Source organism: Calothrix sp. CCY 0018, from assembly GCF_963920925.1.
Classification (GTDB): domain Bacteria; phylum Cyanobacteriota; class Cyanobacteriia; order Cyanobacteriales; family Nostocaceae; genus Rivularia.
Map to the genome: position 1 here is coordinate 13,713 of NZ_CAWUDI010000031.1, position 20,433 is coordinate 34,145.

Consider the following 20,433-nt stretch of genomic DNA (forward strand, 5'->3'; position numbering starts at 1 on the left):
TGCTTACTACAAACCAAAAACAATGACTACTTCAAACAACGAAACCAACCAACAACTCGCTCCCACCCAACGCACCAAAGTTAAAAGAGTACCCAAACGAGCTAATTACGAAACCCAAACTATCTACAACATCTTAGATGAAGCATTAATTTGCCACGTTGGATTTACCGCAAACAATCAACCCTTTGTGATTCCCACCGCTTACGGCAGAATAGACGATAAACTTTATATTCACGGTTCACCAGCGAGTAGAATGTTGCGTAATTTAAGCCAAGGTATAGAAGTATGCGTTACCGTGACTTTATTAGATGGATTAGTATTAGCACGTTCCGCTTTTCACCACTCGATGAATTATCGTTCGGTAGTGATATTCGGTACGGCGACATTAGTTAATAATACTGAAGAAAAATCTGAAGCGCTGCGAGCCTTTACCGAACACGTTGTACCTCAACGGTGGCAAGAAATACGTCAACCAAATAAACAAGAATTACAGGGAACGATGGTACTTTCTCTATCTTTAACAGAAGCATCAGCGAAGGTGCGTACAGGTAATCCTGTAGATGATGAAGCTGATTACGATTTACCAGTGTGGGCTGGTGTTTTACCGTTGCAGATGATTCCAGGTAAAGCGATCGCTGATGAGCGTTTAATTGAAGGTGTTGAAATTCCCGATTATATAGATAATTATGCTCGCAATCAACCAAAAACCACATCTTCATAAAGTGCGCTCATTTCCCCTTCAAAATTAATACTTTGCAGTTGAAAAGATTTATCTTCAGCAGTATAAGACTGTAAAACCCAAAACCCTTCACTATTGCGTCGAAAACACTCAACTCGCTGACGTTTGACATTAATTAAAACGTATTCTTGAAGGGTTTCTAATAGTTGATAATCGGCAAACTTATCACCTCTATCAAATGCTTCTGTAGAATCAGATAAAACTTCCACAATTAAACAAGGGAATTTTTTTTCTTGTGTATTTTCCTTATCCCTTTCATCACAAGTTACCATCACATCAGGGTAATAATATCGATTTAGTTTTTCGATCCGGGCTTTCATGTCCGAGATAAAAACGCGACATCCAGAACCCCTTACATGACTGCGGAGAAGCACAAATAAGTTTCCGGAAACAGTAACGTGAGCATCGTTAGCACCAGCCATTGCATAAGCGTAACCGTCGATGTATTCGTGTTTAACATCACTTTCTTGCTCCAGTTTGAGATATTCTTCTGGGGTGATGTAATCTTGTTGTGGGGATGCGACCATTATTTTAAGTTTTAAAGTTTATAACGACTATTTTTATTGTAAGTATTTTGTGCAATGAAAACCAGACAAAAAATATATCAAATTATTTATTCTATTTTATTAGCCATTTTAATTAGTTTAAATAATATAGCCCCAGCAACAGCAGCAACATATCCTTACTATTTCTACGGGGATTTTATTAACGTAGATATTGATGTTCAAACTAACGGGGATATGTTGATTACAGAAAATCAAAAGTATGTATTTACTAAACTAGTACCGCTTCGCGGAAGTAAGAAGTAAGAAGTAAGAAGTAAGAAGTTTGATTTTCTAAGCTTTTCAGCCATTTTTTATGGTTGCCTTATTTACGCCGACTTGTACTAGGAAAAATTTCATATTAGAATAAAAATCATGTCTGAAAAAAAACCAGTTAACTTACCTTATTTCGACGCACTATTTAAAGACTTTCAACAAGGTAAAACAGAAATAATTCAAAGCTTTGGAAATCACGTCCACTGGGGTTACTGGGAAAACTCAGCTACAGCAGATGGTTCGATAGAAGACTTTACTCAAGCAGCAGAAAAATTATCTCAAAAAGTATGCGATTCAGCCAAAGTTACGGATAATATACGCGTTTTAGACTGCGGTTGTGGCTTTGGTGGAACAATTGCCAGCTTAAATAATCGCTTAAATAATATGCAGTTAACTGGATTAAATATTGACTCGCGACAATTAGCAAGAGCTAAAGAACAAATTAAACCCCGCGCCCAAAATCACATTGAATTTGTAGAAGCAAATGCCTGCGAATTACCATTTGCAAATAATTCCTTTGATGCAGTACTTGCTGTAGAGTGTATATTTCATTTTCCCAGCCGAAAGCAGTTTTTTCAAGAAGCATCGCGAGTACTTAAACCGGGGGGAACACTTGCTATCAGTGACTTTGTACCCAGACAAATAATTCTTCCTATCATAAAGACAGGTTCCAAGTTAGCAAAAGACACTTTATTAAAAACTCTCGGAGAAGTGGATCTTAACTTTAGCCTTAGTGACTATCGCAAATTATCGAAAAATACAGGCTTTAAACCCTTAATAGAAGAAGATATTACTCGCAATACTTTACCAACCTATTCCCTGGTACGAAAATTGCAAAATAAAGAAGATAAAATAATCAATTTTGCCGAATCGGTAAGTCATTGGGGGATAATTCGTTATTTTATTTTGTCTTTTATCAATGGAAGACAATAGTGAATAAAAAAGAATAATACCGATTTGAATAAACCTTACTAGACGCAGAGAGCGCTGAGGAAAGAAATAAAAAAAGGTAAGAGTAATAAAATATTTAAAAGGAGCGTCACAAATTTATAATCTTGTAGTGCGAGCAAGATGCTCGCTCTTCTTCCCTAACGAGCAAGATGCTCACACTACCTTTGAGTAAAAGCTTTAGAAATCAATATCTTTACTCCTTCCCCCCCTCCGCGTACCTTTGCGTTTAAAAATTATATTTCTTTAAATTTATCAACCTTTTCCCCACAACCTACTTCTACAACCATCGAACCCTTTTCAGGCTTACCAAAACTCACTTGAAAAATTAAAAATATAATAAGTAAAAATACTGTACCTATATGTAAATAATTAAAGCTATATTCAAAGCTCGTCATAAAAAGTGTGCAAGGCGAGGGGTGTATCTACTTATTTACTATGAATCAAGCTCAAATCCCTTCCTGGCAACAGGTTCGCGCTACATTTAAACACATTTGGGGTTATGAAGATTTCCGTCCACCCCAAGGCGAGATTGTCCAAAGTTTACTCGCCAAAAAAGATAGTTTAATTATTATGCCCACTGGCGGGGGTAAATCAATTTGCTTCCAGCTTCCCGCACTTTTACAAACAGGCTTAACTTTGGTAGTTTCCCCCTTAGTAGCACTAATGGAAAACCAAGTACAGGAATTAAAAGAACGTAAACTCAAAGCAGATTTATTACACAGTCAATTGTCTTCTTTCCAACGTCGCCAAACTCTACGGGCTTTGGAAAGACAACAGCTAAGATTACTTTACCTATCTCCAGAAACTTTACTTAGCCCTCCAGTTTGGGAAAGATTATCTCACCCAGAACTTGAAATTAACGGTTTAATATTAGATGAAGCCCATTGTTTAGTACAGTGGGGTGATAGTTTTAGACCAGCATATCGAAGATTAGGGGCAGTAAGACCAGCACTACTTAAATCAAAAAGAAGAGGAACAAAAATAGCGCTAGCCGCTTTTACCGCCACTGCCGACCCTTTAGCCCAAACTGTAATATCAGAAACTTTGCAATTACAGCAACCTACTGTATTTAAACTGAATCCTTATAGAAGCAATCTTAACCCGAACGTCCGGATTATTTGGACTCCACAAGGAAGAACGCAACAATTATTAAAGTTTATTCACAAAAATCAACAAAGCTCTGGATTAGTTTATGCTCGCACCCGGAAAGATAGCGAAAATTTAGCCGCATGGTTGGCACAAAAAGGTTACAAGACGGCTAGTTATCACGGTGGATTGGGTGCAGAAGAAAGACGCGAGATTGAAGCAAGCTGGTTAGGTGGAAAAATACCCTTTGTGGTTTGTACGTCAGCTTTCGGTATGGGAATTAATAAACCCGATGTGCGATGGGTGATTCACTATCAAGCGCCGTTATTGCTATCGGAATACGTACAGGAAATTGGACGCGCAGGAAGAGACGGGAAAGCCGCAGAAACACTAACATTAATTAGCGAACCCACCGGATTATTAAATCCAGAAGACAAACAAAGACAGAAATTTTTTGAAGAAAAGATAAGAGAACAACAGCTTACAGCAAAACAATTAATTAAAAAATTACCACCTACAGGAGAATTAGAAGCAGTAACGCAAAAATGGAACGATGCACCAATAGCACTCTCTTTACTGCACAGCATGGGTAGATTAAAGTGGATCGATCCTTTCAACTACAGTATTCAGAAAGACTCAAAAAATAAAATAGAACGGCGATCGCACCCCAAAAATCAGATGCAGCAGTATTTGACTACCAAAAAATGTCGCTGGCAATTTTTATTAACAGCTTTCGGATTTGAAAAAGAAGCAGCGAATTTACGTTGCGGACATTGTGATAATTGCCGAAAGTAGTTAGTTGATAGTTGTTAGTATCACCACTAACAACTAACAACTAACTACTAATTCAAAATTGCTGTAAAAACCGCAAATCGCTAGAATACACGCGGCGGATATCATCGAGCTGATGTAATACCATTGCAAAACGCTCCACGCCGAAACCAGCGGCGAATCCGGTGTATACTTCTGGGTCGTAACCTACAGCTTTCAAAACATTTGGATCTACCATACCGCAACCCATAACTTCTAACCAGCGTCCGTTCCAACGTAAATCAACTTCTGCTGAAGGTTCGGTAAATGGGAAGTAGCTGGCGCGGAAGCGAATATCTTCTATTTCACCGAACATTGCTTCTAAGAACTCTTTGATAGTGCCTTTGAGATCGGTAAAAGTTAATCCTTCGTCAACTGCCAAAAGTTCGATTTGATGGAAAACTGCCGCGTGAGTTGCGTCTACATTGTCTCTTCGGTAAACTCTTCCCGGTGCAATAATCCGAATCGGGGGTTCGCTTTCTTCCATGAATCGAATTTGCACCGAAGAAGTTTGAGTCCGCAACAGATTACCGTCGGGAAGATAAAACGTATCCTGCATATCGCGAGCCGGATGATCTGGGGGAGTATTTAAAGCCTCAAAATTATAATAATCGCTTTCCATTTCCGGCCCGGCAGCTACCGTATAACCCATACCCACAAAAATATCCAGAGTTCTGTCAATAACGCCATTTAACGGGTGAATGCGACCTTGAGGGCGGAAAACCCCCGGCATAGTCACATCAATGGTTTCCCCTTCAATCTGCGCTTGGATTTTCGCAGTTTCCAAAGCCACACGCTGCTTATCTAAATTATTTTGTAAAGCTTCCTTAACAACATTGGCGATCGCACCAATTTTTGGTCGTTCTTCCGCGCTTAATTTTCCCATACCGCGCAGCAGAACACCCAACTGACCTTTTTTACCTAAATAATCAACCCTAAGTTTATCCAAGCTTTCCAAAGAATCAGCGTTAGTAATTGCTTTTTCGGCTTCAATACGTAATTCTTCTAATTGAGATTGTAAATCGTTAGTCATCAGTCAAACAATTTTGGATTTTAGATTTTAGATTTCGGATTTTAGATCGACCCCACGGATGGATCGGGCAATATCTCACACGCTTTTATAATGCCATTTAAAGGGAAATTGGGCATGGGGCATGGGGAATTGGTAATTGCTAATTGTTAATTGTTAATTGATAATTGGTAATAATTATTTATTCCTCCCCCTTGTCTCCCCATCCCCCCATCCCCCCCTCTTCCCCCTCTTCCCCCTCTTCCCCCTCTCCCTCCAGTTATCGCAATTAGTGCAAGATGTGAATAGCAACTATCAACTAACAATGAAATTATTAATTTCCAACGATGACGGTGTTTACGCGGCTGGTATACGTGCTTTAGCTAACACGATGGCAGAAGCAGGTCATGATGTCAGTGTAGTTTGCCCGGATAGAGAACGTTCTGCAACGGGACACGGCTTGACTTTGCACCAACCGATTCGCGCTGAAATTGTCGAATCATTGTTTCACCCTGCTATCAAGGCTTGGGCTTGTGATGGTACTCCTTCGGACTGTGTAAAATTAGCGCTGTGGGCTTTGTTGGATTCACCCCCCGAATTAGTTCTTTCTGGGATTAATCAAGGTGCTAATTTGGGAACGGAAATTCTTTATTCTGGAACTGTTTCGGCTGCAATGGAAGGTTTGATTGAAGGAATTCCTAGCGTTGCATTTAGCCTTACTAGCTACACTTCCAAGAATTTTAAAACTGCGGCTAACTTTGCCAAAATACTTGTAGAAAAATTACGATTAAAATCTTTACCGGATTCGATGTTACTTAACGTTAACATTCCCGCAGTTGAATCATCGCAAATCAAAGGCGTTAAATTCACTCGTCAAGGAGTGCGCCGCTATGTTGACGTATTTGATAAACGAATAGATCCACGAGGGAAAACTTATTATTGGTTAACAGGAGAAGTACTTGAAGATGTAGAACCGCCAGTAAGTTTTAATTTATCCGAAAATATACCGATTGATGTACGTGTTATCCGTGATAACTACATCAGTATTACTCCTTTACATTACAATCTCACTTATGCTGATGGACTCAAAGACTTGTCTGGGTGGGAATTCCAGTTTAAATAAAAAATTTTCAGCTTAAAAATTCAAGCTTTTTAGGAGGTTAAATGCATTACTGGAAAATATAGGTTATAAAGTAAAAACGTCTATAAAGAAAATATGCAGACGTATAGTTGAATTAATCGCAGCATAAGTTTAAAAGTGGCTCGCACGATTGGCGCGAAAAACTCTTGAAAAATATGTTGCGATCGCTTAATTTCCTTTTTTACAACAATAGGTTAGATAGCATTAATTAAACTATAGGTCGTAAATTTTTTTGTATTGTTCGCCCGCTCAATCGATGACTTGTAACACTCATGTCTAGGACAGAGAATCAATTTACCGTAAAATTTTGGGGTGTTCGTGGCAGTATTCCCTGTCCCGGACTCCAAACCGTTCGTTATGGAGGTAATACCCCTTGCGTCGAGATGCAACTGGGCGACAAACGCTTTATTTTCGATGGAGGTACGGGAATCCACGTTTTAGGGCAGTCTTTATTACCTAAAATGCCTTTAGAAGCTTATATCTTTTTTACCCACTCTCATTGGGATCACGTCCAGGGATTTCCGTTTTTTGTTCCTGGATTTGTTGCGGGTAATAAATTTCATATTTATGGTGCAGTAGCTCCTGATGGCTCTACTGTAGAACAACGTCTAAACGACCAGATGCTGCACCCGAATTTCCCCGTACCTTTGCAGATCATGCAGTCCAATTTGGATTTTAGCGAAGTAAAGCCTGGAAAAACGATTCATATAGAAGATATTGCCATAGAAACCGCACCGTTAAACCATCCGGGAGAATCGGTAGGATACCGAGTTAATTGGCAAGGTGGTTCTGCTGTATATGTTACGGATACCGAACATTATCCTGATAAATTGGACGAAAATGTTTTAAAGCTTGCTAATAACGCCGATATTTTAATTTACGATTCAACTTATACCGATGAAGAATATTATTCATCGAAATCGCCCAAAATTGGCTGGGGACATTCCACATGGCAAGAAGCCGTCAAAATAGCCGAAGCTGCGAATGTTAAAACTCTAGTTATTTTCCATCACGATCCGTCCCATGACGACGAGTTTTTAGACCGCATTGGGCAAGAAGCCAAACAGAGATTTCCCGGTGCAGTCATGGCTAAAGAAAGAATGGTACTAAACGTTCCGATGAATGTTCCTTTATCAAAAAGTTTTCCTATTAGTCGATAGTTGAATTAAAGCTTCGATCTCAAAGTAATTATAGAATTTGGATTAAATTGGTATTCGAGAGCCTTAGTTCAAACTATGGCAAATTGGGAATAGGTAATTGGTAATGGGTAATGGGTAATAGGTAAGAGGTAATGGGTAATAAGTAAGAGGTAATAGGTGATAGGTGATGGATAATTTTCAACTCCTAGCTCCTAACTCCTAACTCCTAACTCCTAACTATTAACTCCTAACTATTAACTCCTAACTCTTAATTCCTAACTCCCTAATTGTTAAACCTCTCGTCCCAAAATTGACGTGCCAAATTTGTCTCAAAATGGGTGTTCTGTGTGGGTAACATCTTCAACCGAATTGATTAAAACTCCTACTGCTGTTGCCCTTGGTAAGTTTGATGGCGTTCATCGCGGTCATCAAAGGGTAATCCAACCAATTTTGCATAAACCAGCAGACGCAGAACACATTTACCCAACAGTTATTACATTTGAACCGCATCCTCAAGAGTTTTTTACGGGTAAATCTAGAAGATTATTGACTCCTGTGGATGAAAAAGTCCGACATTTAGAACTGCTAGGGGTAAAACAACTTGTACTAATCCCCTTCAACAAAGAATTAGCCGCTTTGACTCCCGAACAGTTCGTAGAACAAATTATCGTAGAGAAATTGCAAGCTTCTAGAATCAGCGTTGGACAAGATTTTTGTTTTGGTTCCAACCGTAGCGGCACTGCAATGGATTTACAGGTACTCGTCGCTAAATATGGTATTCCCGTTACCATCGTTCCCTTGGAAACCCATGAAGACGATTTACCGCTAATAGAAGAGGGAACTCGTATTAGCACTTCATTTATTCGCCAAATGCTCGAAACTGGCGACGTTGAAAAAGCCAACCGAATGCTGGGAAGACCTTATACTCTCATCGGTACCGTAGTCAAAGGACAGCAACTCGGTAGAACGATTGGTTTCCCGACTGCCAACTTGAAATTACCAGAAGATAAATTTTTGCCCCGACAAGGAGTTTACGCTGTTAGAGTTAGCGATATCAGCCAGCCAGATATTAATCCAGATATCAACTTAAACAATCATTGCGGAGTAATGAACATTGGCGATCGCCCCACGGTAAACGGTACACATCTCACAGTAGAAGTACATCTTTTAGATTTCGCTGAAGATTTATACGGTAAAAAACTGCAAATCCAATTAGAAAAATTTCTCAGACAGCAACAAAAATTTCCATCATTAGAAGCCCTCAAAGCTCAAATTCAACTCGACTGCACCACAGCCAGAAAATTCTTCAGCACTGCGCGTTAGTTTACTCCAACTATGGGAACAATAGATGAGGATGGGGGGATGGGGAGATGGGGAGACAAGGGGAAACAAAAAGAAATTTAAACTCCTAACTCCTAATTCTTAACTCCTAATTTCTAACTCCCAATCCAAAATCTAAAATCTAAAATCTAAAATCTAAAATCCAAAATCCTATTGGTGCATGAGAGATAAAATTGACGCTCTAACACAAAACCTAGCTCGTACTATTGTTGGTAAAACCGAAGCTATCCGCTTGGTATTAGTTGCCTTATTAGGTGGTGGACACGCTTTGCTTGAAGACGTTCCCGGAGTGGGTAAAACTCTGCTCGCGAAATCCCTGGCTCGTTCCGTTGATGGTAAGTTTCAACGGCTGCAATGTACGCCAGACTTACTGCCTACCGATATTACAGGTACAAATATTTGGAATCCTAAAACTGGTGAATTTACTTTTTTAGAAGGACCCATTTTCGCCAACGTCATGCTAGCAGATGAAATCAACCGCGCTACACCCCGTACTCAATCTGCCTTGCTAGAAGTGATGGAAGAAGCGCAGGTAACAGTTGATGGTGTCTCTCGTGCCGTTCCCCAACCCTTTTTCGTCATCGCCACTCAAAACCCAGTTGAGTATCAAGGTACTTTTCCCCTACCCGAAGCGCAAATGGATAGATTTATGCTGTCTTTAAGCTTGGGTTATCCTACGGAGCAAGAAGAGTTACAAATGCTATCTCGACTTCAGGATGGCAGCAAATTTACTGACTTAAAACCCTGCATAACCTTAGCCGAAGTAGAAGAATTACAGCGAATTTGTGCTGCTATCAAAGTAGAAGCTTCATTACAGCAATATATGCTCGACTTGGTGCGAGCCACAAGGTGCGACGAAGAAATTACTTTAGGTATAAGCCCCAGGGGTACCGTAGCATTACACAAAGCCACACAAGCCTTTGCGTATCTTTCCGGACGCGATTATGCAATACCCGATGACGTGAAATTTATTGCTCCCCACGTTCTGAGTCATCGTTTGATTCCCGTAGGAGGAAGGAGAGCGCAAAGTGTAATGGAACGTTTGTTACGGGTGGTAGCGATTCCTTAAGTCAGTTAACAGTGAGCAGATTGTAGGTTGGGTTAGGCGCATTTATAAGAATGCTTATTAACAAATAATTGATATTGCAACCTAACCCAACATCACCATTGTTAGTATTGTAGAGTTGTTCTCTCTGATAACATTGTTTATTCGCAATCGTGATGTTGGGTTACGACACAAGGGAAGAAAACTTTTCGTTACAAATCAAATTTGGTTTTCGTGTCTAACCTAACTGACTTACTATGACAGCAATCAAAAACAATTTAAACCGAATCTGGGATTGCATAGAACAAAAAGCACCAGAAGTTAAAGACTTGTTTAAACCGGGATTAAAGTCTGAAGAAATTGATGAGATAACCAAAAATTTACCGTTTAAATTACCTCAATAAGTTTACGAACTGTATCAATGGCGAAATGGTTTATTAGATAATGTTACTTTTGATTTTTATGGTTCTTATCCTAGTCTATCAGGTCATTTTAACCCACTTGAAGAGACTATTCGTCATATAAAAAAAGTAAACGATGATGGCGAGGTTTTCTATTTTCTGATAGTTTTATATTTTTCAGGGGAATTTGGAGGAAATTTTTTTGCAGTTCCTCTTGGAATCAATGAATGTTCTGTAATCTTGCTATACGATGATAACGGCTTTTATGAAGATTTTGATTTTAATCAAGAATTTAAACACGCTCGAAACAATTTTAAAACAATCAAAAATCAAAACTGGCTTTTTGATAAGCGTAAAATATATAATAGCTTAGGAGATTTAATTGCAGAAATTGCAGTCTGTGCCGAACAAGCAGTTGATAGCTTAGAACGCGATCAAGATTTTGTTTCTATTAATTTAGAACGACAAAAATTTGATTTTATTCATTACAGATATAGATTCGCAGAGAAAAGCAAAAGTATATATTGTTTAACACTAGAACAAGAAACAGAACTTTTTGAAACTAAACAACGCTGGTTAAATTTAATTAATACACCTTTAAATAAACAAGAAGCGACTAAAATTATTCAAAAATTATACCGATACGCAGAAGAGGAAATACCCGAAATCCTAGATTTACCTAGTTTTTATACGGCACATCTAGGATTTTTCGGACAATCGGATTTTTTGAATCAAGCTGAAAATCAATATCTGGCAGATAAGTTAAACTCGCTGTATTGGGATTTTTTATTACTTCCCTTTGACTATGCTCTGACAAAACCAGTAATTACATCTGTTCTAAAATCATTAAAATCTGAGCTAAATGATGTTTTAGATGATTTTATCGAATACGATTTAAAGAATAGCATAGAAATAATATTGAAAGATGATATAAATTCAAATTTAGAAACCATAACGAAGATTCTATATTCAGCGCTAAAGTACGATTTAAGAGATGCTTCAGATAAAGATTTAATTTTACTATATTTCAACTACGAACATATTTTAAGCAACAATGAATTTGTCGCTTCAGCAGCATTATTTGAATTTGCTCATCTTCTCGGAGTTAAATTCGACGAACGAAAGCTTAATTTATATGTTTCGTATTGCCGAGAAACTTGGTGCGTCATCCCTTTCGATAAAACCGTGATTGTTTGCGAGAAGCCGCAAGTCTCATGGAATGAAAATCCTTTATCATATGTTAACGAGCTACCAAATCTTAGTTTTTCAGATGGTTATAGTATTTAGATTTATATGATGTTGGGTTACGACACAAGGGAAGAAAAATTTTCGTTGCAAATCAAATTTGGTTTTCGTGTCTAACCCAACCTACTAACTGCGTCTCTTTAGAGCGCAGAGTGTCAAGTACATTGTTTCAAGGGAATAGTAATTACAAACTCAGTTCCTTCTCCGGGTGTGGAAATACACTCTAAAGAACCACAATGTTTTTCTACAATAATTTGATAGCTAATTGATAATCCCATCCCCGTACCTTTTCCTACTGGTTTGGTTGTAAAAAATGGATCGAAAAGTCTTGTTTTAATTTTTTCGGGAATTCCCTTTCCGTTGTCGGAGATAGAAATTTTAACTTGCTTGCATCTTACTAATTCTGTATTGATACAAATAGTAGGAGAATTATTATCTCCAATTCTTTCTTCTAATGCATCAAGCGCGTTAGCCAAAATGTTCATAAATACCTGGTTTAATTGACCGGGATAGCATTCTATTTGCGGTAATTTATGATAATTTTTGATAATTTCAATTCTGGGACGATCGGGTTTGGCTTTGATACGATGTTCTAAAATCATCAAAGTGCTGTCAATTCCTTCGTGGATATTAACTTCTTTCATTTGTGCTTCATCCATGCGGGAAAAGTTACGTAAGGAAGCGACTATTTCCCGAATGCGTTGCGCTCCCACTTTCATAGAACCCAAAAGCTTGGGTAAATCTTCTACTAAAAATTCTAAGTCTAATTCTTCTGTTAATTCCTGTATTTCTAATGTGGGTTGAGGATAATTTTTACGATAAGTTTCGATTATTTCTAATAAGTCTTGAATGTAGTTATTTGCGTGATTTAGATTTCCGTAAATAAAGTTGACGGGGTTATTAATTTCATGGGCTACACCTGCGACTAATTGACCTAAACCGGACATTTTTTCGCTTTGCACTAACTGTGTTTGAGCCTTTTGCAGTTTGCTAATAGTATTTTCTAAGTCTTGTGCTTTTTGATGTACTTCGGTTTCGGCTTGTTTGCGAGCGGTAATATCGTTACGAATGGCAATATAGTGTTGCGGTTTACCGATGTCATTTATCATTGGCACAATGGTTGTGTCTACCCAGTAAAGAGTTTTATCTTTAGCACAATTTTGAATTTCTCCTCGCCAAACTTTACCACTGCTAATTATTTCCCACATTTGGGTAAAAAAGGATTTAGGATGATTACCGGAGTTAACAATCCGATAGTTTTTACCGATTAATTCTTCGCGAGTATATTTAGAGATTTTGCAAAAATTATCGTTAACGTATTCAATATTTCCTTCATCGTCGGTAATTGCAACAATGGCAGCTTGGTTTAAAGCAAACTTAATATCGGCTGATTCTTTTAAAGAGTTTTGTAATGCTATTTCTGCTTGTCTGCGTTCGGTAATATCTAATGCTGTGCCTACAAGTCTGTATACTCTACCAGAATTATCTTTTAAAGGATTAATAGTATTTAAATACCAAGTTGGCCGATTTTTAAAAGTAACGGATTCTTCAAAGGAACAAGATTGACCAGTTTCTACACATTTGCGATAACTTTGAGATAATTTAGCACCTTCAACTTCTCCGAATAATTCTTCCGGAGTTTTACCAACAATTTGTGTTTTATCTAAACCACTACTACTTTCTGCGGCTGCGTTAACTCCTGCATAGTGAAAATTTCCGTCTTCGGTAACATCAACAACAACTAAAGCATTATCGGCACCATCGTAAACTGTGCGAAGAAATTGCTCTTGCTTTTGTAATTGTTCTTCAGCACGTTTGCGTTCGGTAATATCAAATGCCATTGAAGCAATACCGACTATTTCATCATTAGCAGCTATTAAAGGATAGTTATACCATTCACAAACAATTTTTCTACCATCTTTAGTTATATTTTCATTGGTGCTAAACATCCGTTGTTTCTCAATAACAAACTTTTGCAGCATTTCTGACAAACTACTTTTGAAATCATCTGTGACTAAAAAGCTAAAATCACGACCTAAAACTTCACTTTTGCTGTATCCAAAAATTCTTTCTGCGGCTTGATTCCACTCTTTAATTTCAAAATTACGATTCCATTCAATCACCGCTAACGGCGTTTGTTGTACCATTAATGCTAAACGTCGCTGCCCAGACTCTATCAGTAATCTTTCTTCTAACTTACGCTGAGTGATATCTTCAATACGACAAAGCATACCAACGATTTCGCCATCGGCGTTAATCAAAGGGTTTTTACGGATATCTAACCAGACTTGCTCGTCTGAAGTTGAACTAGAAATTATGATTTGTTCAACAGTAGTATTGTTTTCGATGACTTGGCGATCGCCCTTTTCATTCACGCTTTGAGCTAAATTTTTTAAAGGTAGTTCATTGTCAGTTTTATCGACAATCTGTTGGGGGGAAGTTAACCCTACGGCTCTAGCAAATGGTAAATTACAACCTTGAAAGACTAAATTATTATTCTTCCAATATATCAATTCAGGTAAATTGTCCATCGCCAATTGACACATGGGTAAGGAATTAACTGTATTTTCGTTAAGGGTTTGTAAAGACTTAAATTCTGCCGGTAGCATAAGTTGATTTGAGGAAACACATTACTAATGAACTTAGTGTTCCCAAATTTGCTTTATGAATGAACAATTCAGGATAGGAAATAGGGTTGGGGGGAATAGGGAACAGGAAACGGGGAACAGAAAAGAAAAAAACATAAATTTTCGCTGCAAATCATGAATGACTTTTTACCACTATTCCCTACTTGCTATGTAAATACCTTATTCTTACAACTAACAGGTATTTGAATTTGAAATTCCGTACCTTCTCCTACATTTGAAATACAGTTTAATTGTCCCTCATGCTGCTCGACTATAATCTGGTAGCTCATAGATAATCCCAAACCAGTACCTTTACCTACAGGCTTGGTAGTAAAGAATGGGTTGAATAGCTTGTTGATATTATCTTCGGGAATACCGGAACCATTGTCAATTATGCTAATCTGCACAATATGAGGCTGTATTAATTTAGTTGAAATACGAATTTGAGGATATTCATTTTCAAATATTTGTTGATTTTTGATTGCTTCTTCTAAGGCATCAATTGCATTATTCAAGATATTCAGAAAAACTTGATTGAGTTTTCCTGCAAAACATTCAACTGAGGGTAAATCTTCAAATTCTTTGGTAACTACAATTGCAACTCTTTCAGGTTTGTATTAAAGACTATTTTGCAAAATCATTAAAGTGCTATCAATACTTTCATGAATATCAATCTTTTTAAACTCTGCTTCATCTAAACGCGAAAATTTTCTTAAAGAAAGTACAATTTGACCAATTCTTTCGGCTCCTGTTTTCATCGAATTAACAATATTCCGCAAATCTTCTTGAAGATAATCAAATTCAATTTTTTCAATGAACTCTTTTGCTTCGGAATTATCGGGATAATGATTTTGATAAATTTTGATCAGTTTTAATAAATCTTCAAAATATTCTTGAGCGTATATAAGATTAGCGTCAATAAAGTTAACGGGATTATTAATTTCATGAGCAATCTCCGCGACTAATTGTCCCAAACTGGACATTTTTTCGCTTTGAATTAATTGAACCTGAGTAGGTTGTAATTGTAAAAGAGCTTTTTCTAATTCCTCGGTTTGCTCGCGTAACTTTGCTTCAGCTTCTTTACGTTTGGTTATATCTCTGAAATAAAATATTTTACCGTAATTATCTCCAGTCAAAGAAAGTACTGAAGCAATGTAGCGCTCTAAAGTTTTTCCGTCTTTTAAATAAATTTCATTACGGCAACTTTTTTCTGGATGCTCGAAAAGATATTCTAAAGTAGATACAAATTCTTCGGGATTGTCTTGTTTATCTAGCATTGAAGCAAAGATTGGTTCGTCCTTACCCGTTTCAATGGCAGACTGCGAAATTTGCCATAAATCGATAAAACGCTGATTATATGATATTGATTCGCTATATTCATCAACAGCCTTATCTTCTATTATTCCCAATCTTGGCAACATTTCAACAGTTATCAGTTATCAGTTATCAGTTACCAGAAGTTGAATCTACAATTCCTAACTCCTAACTCCTAACTATTCATACTTTTTAGATGATTATCTAACAATGCAATTACAATCTCAGGTGTTTCTAGATGCGGTAAAACACCTGTATCGGGGATGACATGAAAATTACGAATTGCTTTTGGATTTAACTCTGCTAAACGTTTTCCTAACTTAACGTTAATGAATTGTGCTTTTTCACCCCACAGTATCGCTGTAGGTACTGCAAGTTGTTGAATATATAGACTGAGATCGAAATACAAATCGCCGCGTAAAAATGATAAAGCCGCAAATATAGCATTAGGTTGTTGAGCGGAAGCTAAATAAGCTTGGACAATTTCTTCCGATATTCGTGCGGGTTTTGCAAACAGAAAACTTTGTAAAAAATTTCTGACTGCAATTTCATTTTCCGCACCTAATTTATAAATTAAATTATCCAATAACGGTGTATTTATAACCTCCAAAGGAAGTCTACGTCCGCTACCTTGTCCAAAATCATCAAATCCAGATGGACAAGAAAGAAATAATGATTGAAATAAGTCAGGTTGTTGAATAGCTAAACGAATAGTCAAAGCAGCAGTAAGAGAAGACGCTACAACCGTTACAGGTTCCCGACAAGTTTGTTTAATAAATTCTGCAATAGTGCTGATGTAATCGTTAACTTGATAATCCCGTACCGGATGAAAAGATTCACCCCAGCCGATTAAATCTGGAGCCAAAATGCAGTGAGTTGCAGCAAAAGCAGAATATACCTTCGAGAATTCATAAGCAGAAGCACCACCACCAAAATTATGTAGAAAAACTACTTGCGGCAAGTTTTTAGTTTCGGCAATATCCCAAGGTGCAGCAGTTTGGGTGTAGTAAACCATTGCTCCAAGGGATGTTTGAATAATTTTATGCCCAAAGCCGGGAGGTTGAAATTGAAGCATGATACGGGGATGGGGGATGGGAGATGGGGGGACAAGGGGACAAGGGGACAAGGAGGAGTTAGGAGTTATTGAATTTGAGCTTTAACCTAGATAATTGATCATTGATCATTGATAATTGATAACTGTTCACTGTTTACCGATTTGCACGAGTTTGTCTAGATTGTCGCCACTAATATGATATGCTTGTCCGAATCCAATTACGAAACGACCGCTGTGGGGAGTCAGTTTAAAAATACGAAAATCTGCTAAACCGCGCAGCATTTCAATTATTTCGCCGAAACGAACTGCAAATTTATCTACAATGTTTTTCCATTCATCGGTTTCGCGCTTGATCAAAGTTGCCGTACAATCATAATTTAGTCGGCGACGGGCAAAGATTTGTGGGGTTTGAGCTTCATCTTCAATTAATAAAACACTTGCGCGGGGGTTGACGTTTAAATTTTGCGTGTGTGTTGAAAGCCCGCTGACATAGATATAAATATTTTTCAATTCGTCCATTATGAAGGGAGTGTAACTACCATTGGGCATTCCCTCTTCATTTACGGTACTAATAATGATACTTTGGAATTCTTGGGTGAATTTCTGATATTGGCACGTAACTTTTTCTAATTGATTCATAATCCAAACTTACTATGCTCTAAGACTATTTTTGATTTGAGGTATCCGGGTAATGGCAGAGTTGTCTAAAAATTAACAAGAACTTCTAAACTTTCGATGGCAAAAAGTTTATTGTATGCCTGTTTTATAAATCTATGTATAATTATACTTTTGAATATATAGGTTCATTCTATAACCAATACTGCAAATTATTATGACTGAGTTTCACGAAATGTTGAATTTGCTCGAAGCTGAAAGGGAACGCTATATATTAGAAGCTGCACGTTTAGAACGCCGTTTAGAATCTATTCGCACTCAAGTTAATGCTATAGATAACTTAATATCTGGTTACATTGAAGAAAAACAACACGATCATTTTTATCAACAGTTTCCTCAATCTCCACCCCTGGCATATTTAGAAGCAGATAGACGAGATATTAATATTTTATCTGTTGATGAAAAGATCGATTTGCATCAAGAAAAGTTAGAACAAGTAGATAATTACAACGAAGCCCAACCGCAGGCAGAAGAAGTTGATATTTCCGATATCCCAAAAATGAACGGAGGAAGGCAATCAGAAAGCTTGCCAATGTCACTTCAATACCAAGGATATTCAATCAAAAATGCCATTCTGATCTTAATGCGTCGCCGACCCAATTTTCATTTTCAGATTCATGATATTGTTAGCGATTTATATGGCGACAATTTAACAAAAAAGCAACGCGATACAGCCAGGGTAAGCATTACCAAAGCTTTATCTCTTGGTTTTAAATCCGGTTTATGGTTTAAGGTACTGCGATCGCCCGGAGTATACACGTTCAAATATAAAAAAGGAATTACAGCTAAAACTCCGTCATCTTAATAAATTTGGAATTCGGCGAAGCAAATTTGACATCAGAGGGAATAGGGAATAGGGAATAGGGAAAAAAGACATTTTATTAATTATTATATAGTAGACTTTGTGAAAGTTGTTGCTGACTATGCAGTATAAAAGATACTGAAAAGCTATAAATTAAACGGCGTTAGATGTAATTTAATTTAAATATACAATTTTTGGGAGACGTTTATAAAACTCTATCTGTAGTTAGATACATAGCTTTTATTAGTGCGGGAGGATTGTTCTTATTTTAAACTGTAACTTAGATTATTCTACTGGGTGTAAGTCTCATCGCTTTTGATGTTGGTTCATTTTTTATTCGTTCCCTCTATCCCCAATTGGCGCGAGATTATATGCTGTATTGTGCATTCTACTTTGCTTACGTGGCGTATTATTGCTATTTCAAGACTTTAAATCTTATCGCTCTCAAGGAGTACCGATTGCTCAATTTATGTTAGCTGAAACAATTCGTCTACGAGCAAAAAATAAATAATCATCCTTAAAAGTAGAAAATACCTAATTTTGAGGAATTGAATTGGGAGATCGCACAGCCAAAGAAGGTGCGCGGGAACAAGCGCGTTGAGAGAAGTCGCGCAACCCGTAGGAGGAGATAAGGAAGGGGACAAGGGGAAATTAAAATTCATAACTACTAACTTTTAATTTTTAACTCATAGTTTATAATCTTAAATTTTAAATCTAAAATCTAAAATCTAAAATTTGATAACTGACAACTGTTCACTGATAACTGAAAAATGTGGGATTTAAATAGATTCGTAAAAACTCTAACTTTCTTTGAAGTAATCCCATTACTTAATTGGGTACAGGATTTCTTCAAAGGTGATTTAAAGGATAGTCCAGATAAATTAATTGGAGCAAAAACAGTGGGTGTAGTATTAGTAGCAGGTGCAACGGGTGGTGTTGGTAAACGAGTAGTACAACGACTTATTGATAAAGGTTACAAAGTTAGATGTTTGGTGCGCGATATCGATAAAGCTAGGTCAATTCTTGACGATAAAGTAGATTTAGTGGTTGCAGATATTACTAAACCAGAAACTTTAAATTCTCTATTAATGGCGAACATTCAAGCTGTTATTTGTTGTACTGCGGTGCGAGTACAGCCAGTTGAAGGAGATACTCCCGATAGGGCGAAATACAATCAAGGGGTTAAATTTTATATGCCCGAAGTTGTTGGCGACACTCCCGAAAATGTAGAATATAAAGGCGTAAAAAATTTAGTAGAAGCAGCTAAAAAACACTTACCTCAATCAAACGAAAAAATACTATTTGATTTTAATAATCCATCCGTAGATGTTAAAAACGTATGGGGTGCGGTAGATGATGTAGTTATGGGTGGAGTCAGTCAAAGCAATATCAAATTATCTTCAGGTACATCTGTATTTTTCGGTAACGTTTCTACTGAAAATTCCGGTGGATTTGCTTCAGTTAGAACTAAAAACTTCGATCCTTCCTTTAACTTATCTGGTTACGAAGGCGTTGAAATTCGCGTTAAAGGTGATGGAAAACGCTATAAAATCATCTTGCGTACAGAAACAAATTGGGATGGTGTTGGCTACTGTTATTCCTTTGATACCGAAGCAGATACTTGGATAAACGTCAAGGTTCCTTTTGCAGAATTAACACCAGTTTTTCGTGCCAAAACTGTAAATGATGCTCCGAGAATTGAGGCTAACAAAATTTGTTCTTTTCAATTGATGTTGAGCAAATTTGAATACGACGGAGGATTAAATCCTAACTTTTCAGCAGGTGCTTTTAGCTTAGAAGTAGAAACAATTAAAGCTTATGGAGGAAGAAACTTACCTCAATTTGTTTTAGTCAGTTCCGCAGGAGTAACTCGTCCGGGAAGACCTGGTATAAACTTAGAAGAAGAACCACCAGCAGTCAAACTAAACGATCAACTTGGAGGCATTCTCACATGGAAACTAAAAGGAGAAGATAGTTTAAGACAAAGTGGAATTCCTTACACTATAATTAGACCATGTGCTTTAACAGAAGAACCAGGTGGAAAAGAATTAATCTTTGAGCAAGGTGATAACATTAAAGGCAAAATTAGCCGCGAAGACATTGCAAAACTTTGCGTACAATCCCTACAGCAACCATTAGCTTGTAATGTCACCTTTGAAGTAAAAGAAGGAGAAAACAACGCTAGTTATATAGATTGGGAAAAACTTTTTCAAACAGTTAACAGTTAACAGTTAAC

At 37.3% G+C, this 20,433-nt stretch carries 19 protein-coding genes; 12 read left to right on the forward strand and 7 right to left on the reverse strand.

Annotation, left to right across the window (positions count from 1 at the left end; all coding sequences use genetic code 11):
• The first annotated feature begins 22 nt into the window (after nucleotides 1–22).
• Nucleotides 23–721 carry a pyridoxamine 5'-phosphate oxidase family protein gene (locus ACM03V_RS21530; protein ID WP_414622845.1) on the forward strand — a complete coding sequence of 233 codons (699 nt, stop codon included), beginning with the start codon at nucleotides 23–25 and terminating at the stop codon, nucleotides 719–721.
• Here the strand turns inward: ACM03V_RS21530 and ACM03V_RS21535 are convergent.
• A complete protein-coding gene (locus ACM03V_RS21535; RefSeq protein WP_414622846.1) occupies nucleotides 697–1,266 on the reverse strand; it encodes a Uma2 family endonuclease in 570 nt (189 codons plus the stop codon). The genes ACM03V_RS21530 and ACM03V_RS21535 overlap by 25 nt on opposite strands.
• Nucleotides 1,267–1,320: 54 nt before the next feature.
• On the opposite strand from ACM03V_RS21535, the gene ACM03V_RS21540 reads away from it, so the two are divergent.
• From ACM03V_RS21540 to ACM03V_RS21550, 3 genes are all read left to right on the forward strand, one after another.
• Nucleotides 1,321–1,548, forward strand: coding sequence for a hypothetical protein (locus ACM03V_RS21540; RefSeq protein ID WP_414622847.1), 228 nt, complete (start codon nucleotides 1,321–1,323; stop codon nucleotides 1,546–1,548).
• Between the two features lie 108 nt (nucleotides 1,549–1,656).
• The gene (locus ACM03V_RS21545; RefSeq protein ID WP_414622848.1) at nucleotides 1,657–2,490 is read left to right on the forward strand and encodes a methyltransferase domain-containing protein; all 834 of its coding nucleotides are present in this window, start codon (nucleotides 1,657–1,659) and stop codon (nucleotides 2,488–2,490) included.
• A 453-nt stretch (nucleotides 2,491–2,943) separates the two neighbouring features.
• Entirely contained in the window at nucleotides 2,944–4,389 is a 1,446-nt protein-coding gene (locus tag ACM03V_RS21550) for a RecQ family ATP-dependent DNA helicase (RefSeq protein ID WP_414622849.1), read from the forward strand.
• 52 nt (nucleotides 4,390–4,441) lie between these two features.
• Here the strand turns inward: ACM03V_RS21550 and pheS are convergent, their stop codons facing one another.
• The gene (pheS, locus tag ACM03V_RS21555) at nucleotides 4,442–5,437 is read right to left on the reverse strand and encodes a phenylalanine--tRNA ligase subunit alpha (RefSeq protein ID WP_414622850.1); all 996 of its coding nucleotides are present in this window, start codon (nucleotides 5,435–5,437) and stop codon (nucleotides 4,442–4,444) included.
• A 301-nt stretch (nucleotides 5,438–5,738) separates the two neighbouring features.
• Here pheS and surE point away from each other — a divergent pair, with 301 nt between their 5' ends.
• The 6 genes from surE to ACM03V_RS21585 all read left to right on the forward strand — a co-directional run bounded on the left by surE (nucleotide 5,739) and on the right by ACM03V_RS21585 (nucleotide 11,767).
• Nucleotides 5,739–6,536: a 5'/3'-nucleotidase SurE gene (gene surE / locus ACM03V_RS21560; protein ID WP_414622851.1), complete on the forward strand. Its 798-nt coding sequence runs from the start codon at nucleotides 5,739–5,741 to the stop codon at nucleotides 6,534–6,536.
• A 290-nt stretch (nucleotides 6,537–6,826) separates the two neighbouring features.
• A complete protein-coding gene (locus tag ACM03V_RS21565; protein ID WP_414622852.1) occupies nucleotides 6,827–7,714 on the forward strand; it encodes an MBL fold metallo-hydrolase in 888 nt (295 codons plus the stop codon).
• A 294-nt stretch (nucleotides 7,715–8,008) separates the two neighbouring features.
• Entirely contained in the window at nucleotides 8,009–9,016 is a 1,008-nt protein-coding gene (locus ACM03V_RS21570; RefSeq protein WP_414622853.1) for a bifunctional riboflavin kinase/FAD synthetase, read from the forward strand.
• Nucleotides 9,017–9,194: 178 nt separating this feature from the next.
• Entirely contained in the window at nucleotides 9,195–10,103 is a 909-nt protein-coding gene (locus ACM03V_RS21575; RefSeq protein ID WP_414622854.1) for an AAA family ATPase, read from the forward strand.
• Between the two features lie 233 nt (nucleotides 10,104–10,336).
• Nucleotides 10,337–10,483: a hypothetical protein gene (locus tag ACM03V_RS21580; RefSeq protein ID WP_414622855.1), complete on the forward strand. Its 147-nt coding sequence runs from the start codon at nucleotides 10,337–10,339 to the stop codon at nucleotides 10,481–10,483.
• Nucleotides 10,484–10,720: 237 nt separating this feature from the next.
• Nucleotides 10,721–11,767 carry a hypothetical protein gene (locus tag ACM03V_RS21585; RefSeq protein WP_414622856.1) on the forward strand — a complete coding sequence of 349 codons (1,047 nt, stop codon included), beginning with the start codon at nucleotides 10,721–10,723 and terminating at the stop codon, nucleotides 11,765–11,767.
• Nucleotides 11,768–11,880: 113 nt separating this feature from the next.
• Here the strand turns inward: ACM03V_RS21585 and ACM03V_RS21590 are convergent, their stop codons facing one another.
• The 5 genes from ACM03V_RS21590 to ACM03V_RS21610 form a co-directional block, all read right to left on the reverse strand.
• Nucleotides 11,881–14,334: a PAS domain S-box protein gene (locus ACM03V_RS21590; RefSeq protein WP_414622857.1), complete on the reverse strand. Its 2,454-nt coding sequence runs from the start codon at nucleotides 14,332–14,334 to the stop codon at nucleotides 11,881–11,883.
• A gap of 185 nt (nucleotides 14,335–14,519) precedes the next feature.
• A complete protein-coding gene (locus ACM03V_RS21595) occupies nucleotides 14,520–14,948 on the reverse strand; it encodes a sensor histidine kinase (RefSeq protein WP_414622922.1) in 429 nt (142 codons plus the stop codon).
• A 21-nt stretch (nucleotides 14,949–14,969) separates the two neighbouring features.
• Entirely contained in the window at nucleotides 14,970–15,773 is an 804-nt protein-coding gene (locus ACM03V_RS21600; RefSeq protein WP_414622858.1) for a sensor histidine kinase, read from the reverse strand.
• A gap of 68 nt (nucleotides 15,774–15,841) precedes the next feature.
• Nucleotides 15,842–16,741, reverse strand: a complete 900-nt coding sequence (locus tag ACM03V_RS21605) for an alpha/beta fold hydrolase (RefSeq protein WP_414622859.1) — start codon at nucleotides 16,739–16,741, stop codon at nucleotides 15,842–15,844.
• A 126-nt stretch (nucleotides 16,742–16,867) separates the two neighbouring features.
• Nucleotides 16,868–17,359 carry a HugZ family protein gene (locus ACM03V_RS21610; protein ID WP_414622860.1) on the reverse strand — a complete coding sequence of 164 codons (492 nt, stop codon included), beginning with the start codon at nucleotides 17,357–17,359 and terminating at the stop codon, nucleotides 16,868–16,870.
• 193 nt (nucleotides 17,360–17,552) lie between these two features.
• Here ACM03V_RS21610 and ACM03V_RS21615 point away from each other — a divergent pair, with 193 nt between their 5' ends.
• Nucleotides 17,553–18,200, forward strand: coding sequence for a hypothetical protein (locus tag ACM03V_RS21615; RefSeq protein ID WP_414622861.1), 648 nt, complete (start codon nucleotides 17,553–17,555; stop codon nucleotides 18,198–18,200).
• Nucleotides 18,201–18,967: 767 nt separating this feature from the next.
• On the forward strand, nucleotides 18,968–20,425 hold the full coding sequence (locus tag ACM03V_RS21620; RefSeq protein WP_414622862.1) for a CIA30 family protein: 1,458 nt from the start codon (nucleotides 18,968–18,970) through the stop codon (nucleotides 20,423–20,425).
• Nucleotides 20,426–20,433 lie beyond the last annotated feature (8 nt).